Genomic DNA, 17075 nt, shown 5'->3' with positions numbered 1-17075 from the left:
CCGTTTAAATAACGTAAAACGATTTGTATTTTTTCATCAGCTGTAAATTTAGCCATAGAAAAACTGCACCTCCAATTGTTAGACTGTGTCTAACAATTGGGGTGCAGTTCAGTTATGGGTTACTCTTTTTTGTATTTTTAACACATTATAGAATGCACAAAATTAAATGTAGAAAATAAATATGAGTTAAAGGAGGCCATTTATGTATTTCGAAAGCACTAGAAAACTTCTAAATAGGTGATAAGAATGAATCCAAGCGGTTTAAAAGTGACAGGAGCATGGTTTCAAGTAGGAGGAAATCTTACAGCGGCAATTGGGACGACAAGAGGTTTTATGGGGGAGGAGAAAGCTGAATCGAAAATTGTAATTGTAGGAAGCTCATTACAAGCCCTCGGGTATATATTGCAAATGATAGCGAGTAATGAAACCAAAGATGAAGGTGAAAAAGAAAATCAAAATATGTGTTTGGAGAATAAAAGTGAAATGCTCGATAAAATGGGCATTGAGTTATTAGCGTTAGGGAATATATCAAATGTAATAGGAATATATTTTAATATAAAGGAACAATTGAAAGAGAATGATTATCTCATAATTATAGGGAATAGCTTACAATCGATTGGAGCTTTTTTAGGAGTAGAAGCGGCTTTGCTTCAGGTTGGGATATTGCAGAAAATTATAGTAATAGGAAATTCTCTGCAAAGTTTAGGCGCTGGACTTCAAGCGTATCAAGGTATTATTAATGTAATGAAGAATAGAATCGAAAATGAAGAAAGTATAGTTGATCAGAAAGATGAGAGAATAATAGCACTCATTGGTGTTTGGATACAAGCGATAGGAACTGCTATTTCTGCGATAGGATTAACTATAATAGAGAAGGAAGAAAGGTTAGAAAAAATAATATGAAATTGTTCATGGAAAGATTGTATGTAAAATTTCAATTTTACATAAGTAGAAAAATTGAAGTGGTAGGTTTTATGCATTAAAATAGAATATATAACAGTAGAACAGTTATCAGTGGTTAATAAAAATATTAGAAATGCAAAAGTCATTGGTCCTTATAGTGTATGGAGAGATAAAAAATACAAAACAAGGAGTTTTCAAGAGATGATGTATTTGTTGGCAATTCTTCTTCCACCTGTAGCCGTATTATTTTGTGGAAAACCATTTCAAGCAATAATTAATTTCATATTAACATTAATATTTTGGGTTCCAGGCGTTATTCATGCGATATTAGTTGTACATGATAAAAAAGCAGATCGGCGTTTAAAAAAACAAATTCAAGCATATGATGAAATAAATAAAAAGAACAGAAGATAGCTGAGTTGTGAAACGATTTAAAAAAGAAAGGGGGGACCACCTCCTTTCTTTTTTTATTCTAGTTAAGTTTAAATTTTAGTGTAGCGGTAAGAATTTTTAATATAAGTATTGTGATAATTCGTTTTAGAGTGTGCGTTTAATAAACCGGTGTAAATGTTTTCAGGAACGTTAAAGAAATCATACATTCCATGCTTTAATTGAATGCGTAAAATCATAGAAAAAGGATTATATCCAACAGCAACTATAGTTTTGGAAATCACGGGAGATAACTCCATCATTACGCAACTCCTCACTTTTCATTTTTAATAATTTCTTATAGATGTTGAGGTTGTGGTGTTGAAATCTTTATAATTAAAGAGGTATTATACTTATATGCAATATATTAAATGTTCGTTATACGTAATTATAAGGAAGTTCACACGAAGTACATATCGTTGTGCTATTTTTATTTCACCTTTGATTTATAAATAAGAAAATATTGACCATTTGAAAAAAAGGTATATTATTTATACGAGGTATTAAAAATTCACTTTTTACATTCTATGCTTAAAGGGGCAGCATTATTAGAAAAATAGAAGTGAAAATACTTTGTATAAGAAGTATTCTAAAATTTATAATCTGTGAATTGGGAAAATATTGAATGCTCCAGGTCAATATACTTTCTTAATTAAATTCATTTTAGAAAGTGACCTCAATATTTTTAAGTAAATCAACGGGAGAATTGAAAGGCAGGAGAAAGTAACATGTCAGAAAATTATCGTTCTCGAGAGGAGCGACGACAAGTTAAAAAGAAAAAACAGCCAGCTTCTAAAACACAAAAACCAAAAGGTAAAACATCATTTTTTCGCAAGTTTTTAATTACTTGTTTATTACTTGGTATTGTTGGTTTAGTGGGGGGAGTTGCTACCTTCTTTGTAATGATTAAGGATGCACCAAAACTTGAGAAAGCAAAACTTGTTAATCCGTTATCCTCAAAAATTTATGATAAAAATGGCGATTTGGTATATGAATACGGGAAAGAAAAGCGGACGAATGTTACGTATGATCAAATTCCTAAATTAGTAGAAAATGCATTTTTAGCAACAGAAGACGCACGTTTTTATGAGCATAGCGGGGTAGACTTCAAAGGTACTGCCCGTGCTGTTTTGGTGAGTCTTAAAGGAGATTACGGTTCACAAGGTGGAAGTACGATAACACAGCAGGTTATTAAAAACTACTTCTTATCGATGGAAAAAACATCGAAACGTAAGGTCCAGGAAATATATTTAGCGTATAAGCTAGAACAACAATATTCAAAACATGAAATTTTAGAAATGTATTTAAATAAAATTAACTTAGGAAACCGTTCATATGGTATCGCAACAGCAGCACAAAACTACTATGGTAAAGAATTGAAAGATTTAACATTACCAGAGGTTGCGATGCTTGCAGGGTTACCAAAAGCTCCAAATAACTATGATCCATCGAAACCAGAAAATGTTCAAAGAGCAACAGAAAGAAGAGATGTTGTACTAAAATTAATGAATCGACATGGTTATATTACAAAAGCAGAAATGGAAGAAGCATCGAAAGTACCTGTGGATAAAAATGTTAAGAGTGCAGCTGAGCTACAAGCGATGCCATATCCTGCATTTATAGATGCAGTAGTGAAAGAAGTAGAAAAGGAAATACCAGATGTAAATATTGGCTCTGATGGTTTAGAAATTCATACAACTTTGGATCCAAAAGCACAGAAATTAGCTGACAATATTTTAAATACAAATATTATTAATTATCCAAATGATAAATTCCAAGGTGCTTTCACATTTATGGATACGAAAACAGGTGAGGTTCGTGCTATAGGTAGTGGACGCGGTGAAAATAAAGCAGTATTTAAAGGGCATAATATGGCAATTGAATTAGATCGTGCAGCTGGTTCAACTATGAAACCAATCTTTGATTACGGTCCTGCAATTGAATACTTAAAATGGGCTACGTATCATCAAATTGATGATTCTCCATTTAAATATTCAACTGGACAAGAAGTTCGAAATGCGGACAGAAGTCATTTAGGATCAATTACTATGCGTGAAGCGTTAAAAATGTCGCGTAACGTTCCGGCAGTTAAAACTGCAAAAGAAGTAGGGCTTAATAAATCAAAGGAATTCTCTGAGAAATTAGGTATTACATTTAATAAAGCGCCGGCAGAATCTACAGCTATTGGTACAAACGAAGTATCACCAACTGAAATAGCGGGTGCTTATGCGACATTTGGAAATGGTGGAAAGTATGCAAAACCGCATTTTGTTAAGAAAATAGTTTATCCAGACGGCAAATCACAAAGTTTTGAGCAAAAACCAAAACAAGTTATAGCTGACTCTACAGCATATATGATTACTGATATGCTTCGCTCAGTAGTAACATCAGGTACTGGTACAGCGGCAAATATTAGTTCTTTAGATGTAGCTGGTAAAACGGGTACAACAAACTATGATTCAAAACAATTAGCGAAATTTAACATTCCAGAAAGTGCAACTCGTGATAGTTGGTTTGCTGGATATACACCGCAATATACGATGGCAGTATGGACTGGGTATATGAAAGATGGTAAAGACGAGTATATTAGTAGTAAAAATACGAAAATTGCACAGTTGATTTTTAAAGAAATGATGAGTGAAATGGCTACAGATAAATCACGCTTTAAAATGCCAAGTAGCGTTATTCAAGAAGGTAGTGAGCTACGTATAAAAGGTGAAAAACGTGATTCATCGCCAAATACTAGCGTACCGGATACAACGGAGCAACCAAAACAAGATCAGCAGCAAAAAACTGAAGAAGAGAAAAAGCAAGAAGAATTAAAGAAACAGGAAGAACTGAAAAAACAAGAAGAACAAAAGCAACAAGAGGAACTTAAGAAGCAAGAGGAACAAAAGAAACTAGAAGAGCAAAAGAAACAAGAAGAAGAAAAGAAACAAAATGAACAAAATAATGGTAATGGCCAAGGAACGACACCTCCAGCAAATAATGGAGGAGGTCAAGGAAATACGACACCTCCAGCAAATAACGGAGGAGGCCAAGGAAATACGACACCTCCAGCAAATAACGGAGGAGGCCAAGGAAATACGACACCTCCAGCAAATAACGGAGGAGGTCAAGGGAATACGACACCTCCAGCGAATAACGGAGGGGGTCAAGGGAATACAACTCCACCAGCAACCACAGAACCAAATACTGGCGGGAATGCAGGAGAGGCCCCTGCTAATAATGGACAATAAGAAAATTTTATGAAAAACATTAAAAAGCACTTAAGATTTGTAAACATTACAATCTTAAGTGCTTTTTTCTTTTAAATGCAGTAGCTATGAGACAATGTATTTTAAATATTAAAAGTACCATAGAAATTTTGAAAATAAATTGAAGGGAAATGATAAAAAACTTGAGATTGAGGTAACGGAGGATAACCGTGGCTTTGAAAGGTGGTACTACTTGGATGTGCGCCATGATGCCAAAATGAGGGAGTAATTTGACCTGGAATTTGATATTGTTGCCAAGTTGCAGGAAGTTCAATTCCAACATCGGAACTAGCCGTATGAACGGCTGGAACGTGTATTTCCGGGGTCGAAGGAACTACGGCAGTTACTCTTGATGATACCCACATAAAAATATTCACTCCTAAGTTGCGATAATAAAGTAGTATATTCTTTTCACACATATAAAGGTACAAATAAATGGGACTTTAGGCTAAAACATACGTATAAAGTTGTAAGACCAATTTAAATTGATTTTGGACCATTTATTATAAAAAGATACGTCTATTTACGGAAGGCAAAGGAACGAAGAAAATGTAAAATGGAGGTGTTAATTGCAATAACTTATGTGTTTATGGAGGAATTTTAATGGAACGATTATGGACGAAATCATTTATTCAAATGACTTTCGCAATGTTATTTTTATTTACAGGATTTTATTTACTTGTTCCAACGCTCCCTCTCTTTATTAAAGAGATTGGTGGTGATGAATCACAAGTTGGATTTATGATGGGGATGTTTACAATTGCAGCAGTTGTAATACGACCAATTATTGGAGGAATGTTAGATCAATATGGTAGAAAAACTTTTATTATTTTCGGACTCATCTTTTTTGGGTTAACGATGTATTCTTATAATTTAGCGTCGACTATTGTCCTTCTAGCTACTTTACGTGTGATTCACGGTGTAACATGGGCTGTTTCTACAACAGCTGTTGGAACAGCGATAACTGATATTATTCCAGATTCACGCCGTGGTGAAGGTATGGGATGGTACGGGATGGCTATGACAATTGCAATGGCAATCGGCCCGATGATTGGATTATCGGTTGTACAACATTATTCATTTCACGGCCTATTTTTGTTAGCAACCCTTTTATCCTTTGTGGCAGTGTTATTATCGTTCATCACGAAAATACCATTCACACCACAAAAAGAAAAAAGGAAAATGCAGTTGTTTGAAAAGTCCGTTCTGTCCATTACGATTGTTGTTTTCTTTTTATCATTTGCATATGGAGGGATTACGACATTTTTACCGCTATTTGCATCGTCAATTGATGTGAATCCTGGGACATTCTTTCTTGTATATGCAGTTTCTTTAACGATTATCAGACCAGTTTCAGGAAAACTATTAGATAAGTATGGGGAAGTATTTATCATAATCCCGGCACTATGCATTACTATTATAGCAATAGTTGTATTAACGATTTCACATAGTTTAATGGGGGTAGTTATCGCCGCTGCATTATACGGTGTTGGATTTGGTTCGGCACAGCCGGCATTGCAAGCAGCGATGATTACAATTGTTCATCCGAGTAAAAGAGGAGTCGCTAATGCTTCATTCTTTACCGCATTTGATTTAGGGATTGGACTTGGTGCGATTTTACTTGGAGTTGTTTCGCAAATGTTTGGTTACCGTATTTTATTTGCAGGTAGTGCAATTTCAGGATTAATTGCTTTCATTATTTTTGTCATTTTTGTAAAAAAGCGATTAGGTAAAAAAGAATTTGCGTAAACGGGAATAACAAAGAGGGGGGATTTCAATTGAACATAACGATTTACAATGGTTTAACATGATAATAGTTCAATTCAGTCTGACTATTCTTGAGGGATAGTTTCTAAGAAATTAGATAGGAAAATCGTGTCAGTTGAGAAAGAAGACATTCTATTTTTGATGAATATTATCATGAGGAAACGGTAGGAATTTAATTTAATTATGTAAAATAATAACTTTTTTAAAAGTAAATAAGTTTTATATAAGAATTATATTGATAGGATAGTGAAATAAATTTCATGTAGAAACGAGTTGTATATGTATACAGCTCGTTTTTTTATTTTCTTAAAAAAATTGGGTGAATGATATGTTCTGTGGGATTTTCTCGCTCATTCTTATATTTTGTTTTAATAAAACACGCAAAGAAGTCTGTCCTTTCCTTATAAAATATGAAAATTATTTTTGAAAAATTGTATTGTTACATCGGTAAAAGTGTAGGAAACTTATCATTATAAAATAAATTGAAATCTTCTAAAAACTCTGATACATTGAAATAGAAATGTAGTTTCGCAATATTGTAAAGGCTTACAGTTATGTGCACGAAGATCTATTAGGATTGGAGGAAATAATGATGAAAGCTGAAGAAAAATTTTCCCCGGGATTAGATGGTATAGTGGCAGCGGAGACGAAGATTTCGTTTCTTGACACAGTAAAAGGTGAAATTGTAATTCAAGGGTATGATTTAATCGAACTCTCAAAAACAAAAGAGTATTTAGACATTGTGCACCTTTTATTGGAAGAACATCTACCAAATGAGGATGAAAAAGCAAAACTTGAAAAGAAATTAAAAGAAGAATACGCGGTACCAGAAGGTGTATTTAACGTATTAAAGGCATTACCGAAAGAAACACACCCTATGGATGGATTGCGTACAGGTGTGTCCGCATTAGCTGGTTACGATAATGATATTGAAAATCGCTCGTTAGAAGTAAACAAAAGCCGCGGATACAAATTATTGAGTAAAGTACCAAACATTGTAGCGAATAGCTATCATATTTTAAATAATGAAGAGCCAATCGAACCACTTAAGGAATTATCATATAGCGCGAATTTCTTCTATATGTTAACAGGTAAAAAACCAACTGAACTTGAGGAGAAGATTTTTGATCGTTCCCTTGTTTTATATAGTGAACATGAAATGCCAAACTCTACATTTACAGCGCGCGTTATTGCGTCTACGCAATCCGACTTATATGGTGCTTTAACAGGTGCGGTTGCATCTTTAAAAGGTAGCTTACATGGCGGTGCGAACGAAGCGGTTATGTACATGCTTTTAGAAGCTGGTAATGTTGAAAAGTTTGAAGAGTTATTACAGAAGAAACTATATAACAAAGAAAAAATTATGGGCTTTGGACATCGTGTATACATGAAGAAGATGGATCCAAGAGCATTGATGATGAAGGAAGCTTTAAAGCAGTTATGTGATGTGAAGGGTGATTATACACTGTATGAGATGTGTGAAGCTGGAGAAAAGATTATGGAGAAGGAAAAAGGAATTTATCCAAACCTTGATTATTACGCAGCTCCAGTATATTGGATGCTTGGTATTCCAATTCAACTGTACACACCAATCTTCTTTAGCTCTAGAACAGTAGGGCTTTGTGCACACGTTATTGAGCAACATGCGAACAATCGTTTGTTCCGTCCACGTGTAAATTATATTGGCGAGCGACATGTGCTTAGTAAATAAGAACAACTGGGGAGTTGTTAGCGCCGCCCGCCAGATGGGTGTTTGACCGACACCCATCCTTAATAATAACGAATTTTCGACAGAAAGGGAAGGATAGCATGATTAAAACAAATGAAATTAAACAAAAAGATGCATTATTAGAAGAGATTACCAATTATGTATTAAATAAAGAGGTAACAAGTGCAGAAGCATTTAGTACTGCTCGTTACGTATTACTTGATACACTTGGATGCGGAATTTTAGCATTACAATATCCAGAATGTACGAAATTATTAGGACCAGTTGTACCAGGAACAATCGTGCCAAATGGTACACGTGTACCAGGTACGTCATATGTACTTGATCCTGTGAAAGGTGCATTTAATATCGGCTGTATGATCCGTTGGTTAGACTATAACGATACTTGGCTTGCAGCAGAGTGGGGACATCCATCTGATAACCTAGGCGGAATTTTAGCTGTGGCAGATTATATTAGCCGTGTTCGTATTTCAGAAGGAAAAGAACCGTTAAAAGTACGTGAAGTATTAGAAATGATGATTAAAGCACATGAAATTCAAGGTGTACTTGCTTTAGAAAACAGCTTAAACAGAGTTGGTCTTGACCACGTATTATATGTAAAAGTAGCAACAACTGCAGTAGTTGCAAAAATGCTTGGCGGAACACGTGAAGAAATCTTTAATGCATTATCACATGCATGGATTGATAATTCTAGTCTTCGTACATATCGTCATGCTCCAAATACAGGCTCACGTAAATCATGGGCAGCAGGTGATGCAACGAGCCGCGGTGTTCATCTTGCAATGACTGCCTTAAAAGGTGAAATGGGTTATCCGACAGCATTATCTGCACCGGGCTGGGGATTCCAAGATGTATTATTTAATAAACAAGAATTAAAATTAGCAAGACCACTAGAGTCATATGTAATGGAAAATGTATTATTTAAAGTTTCATATCCTGCAGAATTCCATGCACAAACAGCTGCAGAATGTGCTGTGAAATTACATCCAGAAATTAAAGAAAGATTAGATGAAATTGACCGTATTACAATTACAACTCATGAATCAGCAATTCGTATTATTGATAAAGAAGGTCCATTAAATAACCCGGCTGATCGTGATCACTGCTTACAATACATTACGGCAATTGGTTTATTAAAAGGAGATATCGTTGCGGATGATTATGAGGATGCAGTAGCAAATGATCCACGTGTAGATGAATTACGTAATAAGATGGTTGTTGTTGAAAATAAACAGTACAGTTTAGATTACCTTGACCCGAACAAGCGCTCAATCGCCAACGCTGTTCAAGTTCATTTCAAAGATGGAACTGTAACAGAAAATGTGGAATGTGAATATCCACTTGGTCACCGTTTCCGTAGAGACGAAGCAATTCCAAAAGTTGTTCAAAAATTCACTGCAAATATGGCAGGTCATTATTCTAGTAAGCAACAAGAACAAATTCATGAAGCTTGTTTAAATGAAGAGAAACTAGAAAATATGAATGTAAATGAATTTGTAGATCTATTCTTAATTTAATAATAGGGGGAATTTAGAATGGCTTGGGTTGTGAATAAACAGTCAACACAAGAGGAGCTTGCGAATCGCTTCCGAGCTTTAGTAGAAGCAAATGAAATTTTGCAAATTCCAGGTGCTCATGACGCAATGGCAGCTCTTGTTGCGAAAAATACAGGTTTTTCAGCTCTTTATTTATCAGGAGCAGCTTATACTGCAAGTAAAGGGCTACCTGATTTAGGAATCGTGACTTCTACTGAAGTAGCAGAGCGAGCGAGGGATCTAGTAAGAGCTACAGACTTACCAGTTCTTGTTGATATTGATACTGGATTCGGTGGTGTCCTAAATGTAGCGAGAACAGCAGTAGAAATGGTGGAAGCGAAAGTAGCAGCTGTTCAAATTGAAGATCAACAATTACCAAAAAAATGTGGACATTTAAATGGTAAAAAACTCGTTACGACAGAAGAATTAGTTCAAAAGATTAAAGCGATCAAAGAAGTTGCACCGAGCTTATATATTGTAGCGCGCACAGATGCTCGCGGTGTAGAGGGCTTGGATGAAGCAATTGAAAGAGCAAACGCCTATGTAAAAGCAGGTGCAGATGCAATATTCCCAGAAGCGCTTCAATCAGAAGAAGAGTTCCGTCTATTTAATAGTAAAGTAAATGCACCTTTACTTGCCAACATGACTGAGTTTGGGAAAACGCCGTATTATAGTGCAGAGGAATTTGCGAATATGGGCTTCCAAATGGTTATTTACCCTGTAACTTCACTTCGTGTTGCAGCGAAAGCGTATGAGAATGTGTTTACTTTAATTAAGGAAACTGGTTCTCAAAAAGATGCACTTTCAAATATGCAAACGAGAAGTGAGTTATATGAAACAATTTCATATCATGACTTTGAAGAATTAGATACTGGAATTGCAAAAACAGTATTATCAGAAGATCAATAGATAAAACAACTAAGGCGATGAGAGTACATCTTTGGCAAAATAAACTGCTTGATGTGAAAATTCATCGCCTTCTGTTTTCAAAAATAAGATATTCCACTCATCGTAGACGAGCATATGTAGTAGCAAGTAAGGCCGAAATGATAGGGGGATTCAGATGGAGAAAACGAAGTTACCGTGGGATGAATTTTTTTCACTTAATAAAGATGTGAATCATGCTTTCTTTACGCCAGAAGATTTTTCAGGAGATGAAGATTTAATCGCAAAAACGACAGAACAATTCGTTAAACAAGAAATTGTTCCACAAATGGAGAATATTGAACAACATAACTATAAAGTTTCTCGTCAATTGTTTGAGAAAGCTGGAGAACTTGGATTATTAAGTATCGAAGTCCCAGAAGAATATGGCGGATTCGAATTAGGAAAGGCAGTTTCAGGGCTTGTAGCAGAAAAAATGGGATACGCTGGTGCATTTAGCGTTTCATTTAATATACACGCTGGTGTAGGTACATTGCCTTACATATATTACGGAACGAAAGAACAAAAAGAAAAATATTTGCCGAAAATTGCATCAGGAGAATGGGTTGGGGCTTATGCTTTAACTGAGCCAAATGCCGGTTCTGATGCATTAAGCGCAAAAACGAGCGCAGTATTAAATGAAGATGGAACTGCTTGGAAGTTAAATGGTGAGAAGCAGTGGATTACAAATGCTCATATGGCAGATGTATACGTTGTTTTTGCGAAGACAAATAAAGGAATGACAGCGTTTATTGTCGAAAGAACATGTGAAGGCGTATCCATTGGACTAGAAGAAAAGAAAATGGGGATTAAAGGCTCTTCAACAGCGACTCTTATTTTAGAAGATGTTGTCATACCTGCTGAAAATGTTTTAGGGGAAGTTGGGAAAGGGCATCACGTAGCTCTTAATATTCTTAACTTCGCTAGATTAAAACTTGCCTTTGGAAATATTGGAACAGCAAAGCAAGCAATTGGATTGTCCGTTCAATACGGAAAAGAACGCAAACAGTTCCAAACGGAATTAGTAGACTTTACGATGATTCAAGAGAAAATTGCAAATATGATTATTGCTACATATGGAGCAGAAAGTGCAGCTTATCGTACAGCAGGTGTAATTGATGAAGCAATTCATGAGAGTGATGAGGATCTTATGAAGCAAATGTCTCAATTTGCTATTGAATGTGCACTGAATAAAGTAAATGCTTCTGAAACACTTGGTCATATCGTAGATGAAGCTGTACAAATTCATGGTGGTTACGGTTATATGCAAGAGTATGAAGTAGAACGATTATACCGTGATGCTAGAATTAGTCGTATTTTTGAAGGGACGAACGAAATTAATAGATTAACAGTTGCTAAAATGTTAATGAAACAAATGGAACAAATTGAAGATACTGAAATAGAGATTGATGTAGAAAATGTCGAAAGAAACCATCGTTACATTTTATTAGCGAAAAAATTGTTGAAACAATCTTTGAAAACGCTCTCTAAAACTCCAGGTTTAAAAATTGATCAAGAGCAAGAATATTCACGTGTATTATCAAATATGTTAACGGACGTGTACGTCATGGAATCAGCATTTTTACGTACGAGTAAAGCAATTAGTAAAAATGGTGCAGAAAAAGAGGGTACGAAACAAATGATAACTGACGTTATTTGTGAAGAAGGCTATCGCAAAGTAGAAGAAGCTGCGATTTCTATACTTTCCGCGGCTATTACAGAAGAACAAGATAGACACGTGATTTTAACTGAAATTCGTCAATTACTAGTGCCTTTATACACGAACGTATTTACAAAAAAGAGAGAAATTGCGAAAGCTATTATAAATCGCGGAAAGTATATTGTGTAAATAGGAGGAAAGCGATATGAAAAAGATTGGTTTTATCGGTTTAGGTAACATGGGTCTTCCGATGTCTAAAAATTTAGTTAAATCAAGTTACACAGTATATGGTGTGGATTTAAATAAAAATGCTGAAGCTTCTTTTGAAAAAGAAGGCGGAATTATCGGCTTTTCAATTTCAAAACTAGCAGAAACATGCGATGTAATTTTTACAAGTTTACCTTCACCTCGCGCTGTTGAAGCGGTATATTTTGGCGAAGAAGGATTATTTGAAAATAGTCACTCGAATGTAGTTTTAATTGATACAAGTACTGTATCTCCACAGTTAAACAAACAGTTAGAGGAAGCTGCAAAGGAAAAGAAAGTAGACTTTTTAGCAGCACCTGTTAGTGGTGGGGTGATTGGAGCTGAAAACCGTACATTAACATTTATGGTTGGTGGATCAAAAGAGGTATATGAGAAAACGGAATCTATCATGGGTGTACTAGGTGCGAACATTTTCCATGTTAGTGAGCAAATTGATAGTGGGACAACAGTTAAATTAATTAATAACCTATTAATTGGTTTTTATACAGCTGGTGTGAGTGAAGCTTTAACATTAGCGAAAAAGAACAATATGGATTTAGATAAAATGTTTGATATTTTAAATGTAAGTTACGGTCAAAGTAGAATTTATGAACGTAATTATAAAAGTTTTATAGCACCCGAAAACTACGAGCCAGGATTTACTGTGAATTTATTAAAGAAAGATTTAGGGTTTGCAGTTGACTTAGCTAAGGAAAGCGAACTCCATTTACCAGTAAGCGAAATGTTATTAAACGTATATGACGAAGCGAGTCAAGCTGGATATGGAGAAAACGATATGGCTGCCTTATATAAGAAAGTTAGCGAGCAATTAATTTCTAATCAAAAATAAATTATACAAAGGAGAGAATACAATGATTACAACTGAAATTAAACGAGTAAAAAATCATATTAATGGTGAGTGGGTAGAATCTACTGGTACAGAAGTAGAAGCAGTTCCAAATCCAGCGACTGGAAAAATTATCGCTTACGTTCCGCTATCTCCGAAAGAAGATGTTGAAAAAGCTGTTGAAGCGGCAAAAGCAGCATACGAAACGTGGTCTAAAGTACCAGTTCCGAATCGTTCAAGACAATTGTATAAATATTTACAGCTTTTACAAGAAAACAAAGAAGAACTTGCAAAAATCATTACGCTTGAAAATGGTAAAACATTAACGGATGCAACTGGTGAAGTACAACGTGGTATTGAGGCAGTAGAACTTGCAACATCTACTCCAAATTTAATGATGGGACAAGCACTTCCGAATATTGCTAGCGGCATTGATGGATCAATTTGGCGCTACCCAATTGGAGTTGTTGCTGGAATTACGCCGTTTAACTTCCCGATGATGATTCCATTATGGATGTTCCCGCTTGCAATTGCTTGTGGTAATACATTCGTATTAAAAACATCTGAAAGAACGCCGCTTTTAGCAGAGCGACTTGTAGAGTTATTCTATGAAGCTGGTTTTCCAAAAGGAGTATTAAATTTAGTACAAGGCGGAAAAGATGTTGTAAATAGCATTTTAGAAAATAAAGATATTCAAGCTGTTTCGTTCGTTGGTTCTGAGCCGGTAGCTCGTTACGTATATGAAACAGGTACGAAACATGGGAAACGTGTACAAGCGTTAGCTGGTGCGAAAAACCATGCGATTGTTATGCCAGATTGCAATCTTGAGAAAACGGTACAAGGTGTAATTGGATCTGCATTTGCAAGTAGTGGAGAGCGCTGCATGGCATGTTCAGTAGTAGCAGTAGTTGATGAAATTGCAGATGAGTTCATCAACGTACTAGTAGCAGAGACGAAGAAGTTAAAAGTAGGTGACGGTTTCCACGAAGATAATTATGTTGGACCATTAATTCGTGAGTCTCATAAAGAACGCGTATTAGGCTATATTAACAGCGGTGTAGCAGATGGAGCTACTTTATTAGTAGATGGCCGTAAAATTAAGGAAGAAGTTGGAGACGGTTACTTTGTAGGTGCGACAATCTTTGACGGTGTAAATCAAGAAATGAAAATTTGGCAAGATGAGATTTTTGCTCCAGTATTAAGCATTGTACGAGTTAAAGATTTAGAAGAAGGTATTAAACTAACAAATCAATCTAAATTTGCAAATGGTGCAGTTATTTATACGTCAAACGGTAAACATGCACAAACGTTCCGTGATAACATCGATGCGGGTATGATCGGTGTAAACGTAAACGTTCCAGCACCAATGGCATTCTTCGCATTCGCAGGAAATAAAGCTTCATTCTTTGGTGATTTAGGTACAAATGGTACAGATGGCGTTCAATTCTATACACGTAAAAAAGTTGTAACTGAGCGCTGGTTTTAATATAAAGTAGACAGCCAAATCAGTTGTTAAAAGAAAACCACCACTATGAATAGTGGTGGTTTTCTTCTTGTTAATTGCTTTTTTCAAAAGCTAGTTTAATACCAAAACCAATTAAGACAATTCCCGTTAACCCTTGAATATAACGTTGTGTCTTCGGTTTTTTCATAAAAGCACTAATTTTATCAATTAAAAATATATAAAAAGCGAACCAAATAACTGTTAAAACTAGGTAAGTAAGGCCCATTATAAGAAGTTGGATAAACGTATTATGATTTGGATTTAAAAATTGCGGTAAAAATGTTAAAAAGAAGACTGCGATTTTAGGGTTTAATAAATTTGTAAGAAACCCTTGGCGAAAGCAAGAAGTATGCTCGTTTGCGTTATTCAAAGATATATCGTTCGTATTGACGCCTTCTTTATTTCTTACTGCTAAAAGGGCTTTAATACCAATATAAATTAAATATAGAGCTCCAACGTACTTGAAAATAGAAAATAAAAGAGCTGACTTTACAATAAGTGCGGAAAGTCCGATTACCGCTGCTAAAGTATGAATCAATAGTGCAACACATGTACCGAACACTGTTTTCAGCCCGCCTACCTTACCAGCAACTAATGTGTTTTTCGTAGCCATTGCAGTATCAGGACCAGGTAAAATAATAAGACAAATAGACATAATGATGAAAAGAAAATAATTTTCAATCATAGTCGCTCCTCCTTCTTTTATTTTTAGAATATTTAATTAAAAATAGTGTAGCACATAATTTGATTTAAAAAAATTAAATTTTATTAAAATTTATTAAATAGGAAAAAGGCTATATAGGCGTGTAATTATACGACTATATAGCCTCAATTTTATCCCGTATGAAAGGGCGATTGCTTCTACTAATAATAAGAGGGAGATAAACCCTACTTATTAAATTTTCACTTTACGCATTAAGTAAGTTAAAGAACCTGTTTACATCTTCTTCTGAAACATCACTTAACTGCTTATATTTATAATTTGGATTTTGGTCTTTATCAACGACAACAGATCGTACTCCTTCAAAGAAATCTTCATGTCTCATGAAGTTTTTAGCAAGTACAAGGTCAGTAGCGAAACATTCTTCAACGGACTTATCTTGTCCATCAATAAACTGTTTTAATGTTACTTTTAGTGAAATAGGAGATTTTGATAATAACGTTTCTTTCGCTTTTAAAGCAAAGGAACTTTGATCTTTCTCTAATGAATGAATAATTTCTTCCATTGTATCGAATGCAAAATGTGAATTAATTTCTTCTAATGAAGGAGCAAGCTCGCTTTCTAATGTTGGAGCAGTTGCAAATGTACGAATGACTTCTTTTAAATGAGTATGTACATCATCTTCTTTATGCCAATTTACACTTTCCAGTTCAGTAAGGAAATTTGGTAATGAATCAGATGCCATAAAATAATCAGCAGCGTTTATAAATAATACGTCAGAAGCTTTTAAAATAGATGCTGTTAAAGCGACATAGCGGCCAGCATACCCTGGAGCTTTATTTAAGAAATAAGCAGCACCGACGTCTGGGAAGAAGCCAATATTCATCTCTGGCATTGCCCATTTCGTACGCTCAGTTACAATTCGGTATTTCGCACCATTTGTAAGACCGACACCACCACCCATTACAATTCCATCTAAACAAGCGATAATCGGTTTTTTATATTGATAAATATATGTATCAATTTCATACTCTTCTTCAAAGAAACGTTCCGCATGCTGCAATGCAGCTTCATTTGAACGTGCTTCATAAAGAGTTTTAATATCGCCACCTGCACAAAAACCTTTTGTGCCAGCTCCTTTTAATACGATAAGCGCAATTCGCTCATCATTTTCCCACTCTTTCAGTTTTTGCCCAATTGGTTGCAACATGTCATAAGATAAAGAATTAAGTGCTTTTGGGCGGTTTAAAGTAATTGATGCAACGCCGTTTTCGCTAACAGAAAATAAAACGTGTTCAGTCATAATTCATCCTCCCTTACATATCTTCTTATTCTTAATTCTTTATACGTACTGAAATGTCCTTTATAAATTTTGTCTAAAGTTGGCGGTATATGTTAATTTGTTCACTGCATATTTTGACGAGTTATATTTGCAGGATTTTGGAGGTTGAAAATGAATATTACAACATTACTGTAATTGTAATTATTTGAAGTTACCATGATAAAAACGCTATTATATATGTGTAAATTGTACATAATCACTTCGAAAAGAGTATTTGAAGTGATTATAATGAAAGAAAAATTGCTTTTCATTAGAAATAGAGAAAGGAGAA

At 35.0% G+C, this 17075-nt stretch carries 14 protein-coding genes; 10 read left to right on the top strand and 4 right to left on the bottom strand.

The genetic code is table 11. The features are described from left to right. The first annotated feature begins 246 nt into the window (after positions 1-246). Complete coding sequence (locus ACTFRN_RS25590; protein ID WP_014893766.1) at positions 247-903, top strand: DUF6944 family repetitive protein; 657 nt, start codon at positions 247-249, stop codon at positions 901-903. A gap of 201 nt (positions 904-1104) precedes the next feature. Continuing rightward, on the top strand, positions 1105-1317 hold the full coding sequence (locus ACTFRN_RS25585) for a YqaE/Pmp3 family membrane protein (protein ID WP_000990223.1): 213 nt from the start codon (positions 1105-1107) through the stop codon (positions 1315-1317). Positions 1318-1385: 68 nt separating this feature from the next. Here ACTFRN_RS25585 and ACTFRN_RS25580 read toward each other — a convergent pair whose 3' ends face one another. Next, positions 1386-1595, bottom strand: coding sequence for a KTSC domain-containing protein (locus ACTFRN_RS25580; RefSeq protein WP_000970365.1), 210 nt, complete (start codon positions 1593-1595; stop codon positions 1386-1388). 465 nt (positions 1596-2060) lie between these two features. Between ACTFRN_RS25580 and ACTFRN_RS25575 the strand changes: the two genes are divergently transcribed. After that, positions 2061-4571, top strand: coding sequence for a PBP1A family penicillin-binding protein (locus ACTFRN_RS25575; protein WP_074568008.1), 2511 nt, complete (start codon positions 2061-2063; stop codon positions 4569-4571). Positions 4572-4672: 101 nt separating this feature from the next. Here the strand turns inward: ACTFRN_RS25575 and ACTFRN_RS25570 are convergent, their stop codons facing one another. Further along, positions 4673-4954, bottom strand: coding sequence for a hypothetical protein (locus ACTFRN_RS25570; RefSeq protein WP_000270178.1), 282 nt, complete (start codon positions 4952-4954; stop codon positions 4673-4675). 238 nt (positions 4955-5192) lie between these two features. Between ACTFRN_RS25570 and ACTFRN_RS25565 the strand changes: the two genes are divergently transcribed. The 7 genes from ACTFRN_RS25565 to ACTFRN_RS25535 all read left to right on the top strand — a co-directional run bounded on the left by ACTFRN_RS25565 (position 5193) and on the right by ACTFRN_RS25535 (position 14783). Next, the gene (locus tag ACTFRN_RS25565) at positions 5193-6338 is read left to right on the top strand and encodes an MFS transporter (RefSeq protein ID WP_000440649.1); all 1146 of its coding nucleotides are present in this window, start codon (positions 5193-5195) and stop codon (positions 6336-6338) included. A 607-nt stretch (positions 6339-6945) separates the two neighbouring features. Then, positions 6946-8067 carry a citrate synthase gene (gene mmgD, locus ACTFRN_RS25560; RefSeq protein WP_041184530.1) on the top strand — a complete coding sequence of 374 codons (1122 nt, stop codon included), beginning with the start codon at positions 6946-6948 and terminating at the stop codon, positions 8065-8067. A 98-nt stretch (positions 8068-8165) separates the two neighbouring features. Further along, entirely contained in the window at positions 8166-9602 is a 1437-nt protein-coding gene (gene prpD, locus ACTFRN_RS25555) for a 2-methylcitrate dehydratase (RefSeq protein WP_000598150.1), read from the top strand. 18 nt (positions 9603-9620) lie between these two features. Further along, positions 9621-10529, top strand: coding sequence for a methylisocitrate lyase (prpB, locus tag ACTFRN_RS25550; RefSeq protein WP_000312650.1), 909 nt, complete (start codon positions 9621-9623; stop codon positions 10527-10529). Between the two features lie 154 nt (positions 10530-10683). Next, positions 10684-12393 (top strand): acyl-CoA dehydrogenase family protein, encoded by a 1710-nt coding sequence (locus ACTFRN_RS25545; RefSeq protein WP_000416029.1) that lies wholly within the window; start codon positions 10684-10686, stop codon positions 12391-12393. 16 nt (positions 12394-12409) lie between these two features. After that, positions 12410-13300 (top strand): NAD(P)-dependent oxidoreductase, encoded by an 891-nt coding sequence (locus ACTFRN_RS25540; RefSeq protein WP_074568007.1) that lies wholly within the window; start codon positions 12410-12412, stop codon positions 13298-13300. 22 nt (positions 13301-13322) lie between these two features. Then, complete coding sequence (locus ACTFRN_RS25535) at positions 13323-14783, top strand: CoA-acylating methylmalonate-semialdehyde dehydrogenase (RefSeq protein WP_000633360.1); 1461 nt, start codon at positions 13323-13325, stop codon at positions 14781-14783. 70 nt (positions 14784-14853) lie between these two features. Here ACTFRN_RS25535 and ACTFRN_RS25530 read toward each other — a convergent pair whose 3' ends face one another. After that, positions 14854-15486: a LysE family translocator gene (locus ACTFRN_RS25530; protein ID WP_088106713.1), complete on the bottom strand. Its 633-nt coding sequence runs from the start codon at positions 15484-15486 to the stop codon at positions 14854-14856. Between the two features lie 223 nt (positions 15487-15709). Then, entirely contained in the window at positions 15710-16765 is a 1056-nt protein-coding gene (locus ACTFRN_RS25525; protein ID WP_000134914.1) for an enoyl-CoA hydratase/isomerase family protein, read from the bottom strand. Between the last annotated feature and the right edge of the window lie 310 nt (positions 16766-17075).

Source organism: Bacillus cereus group sp. MYBK245-2 (assembly GCF_051916145.1).
GTDB lineage: Bacteria > Bacillota > Bacilli > Bacillales > Bacillaceae_G > Bacillus_A > Bacillus_A pacificus.
The sequence above is the reverse complement of the archived record's forward strand: the minus strand, read 5'-3'. Positions and strand labels throughout refer to the sequence as shown.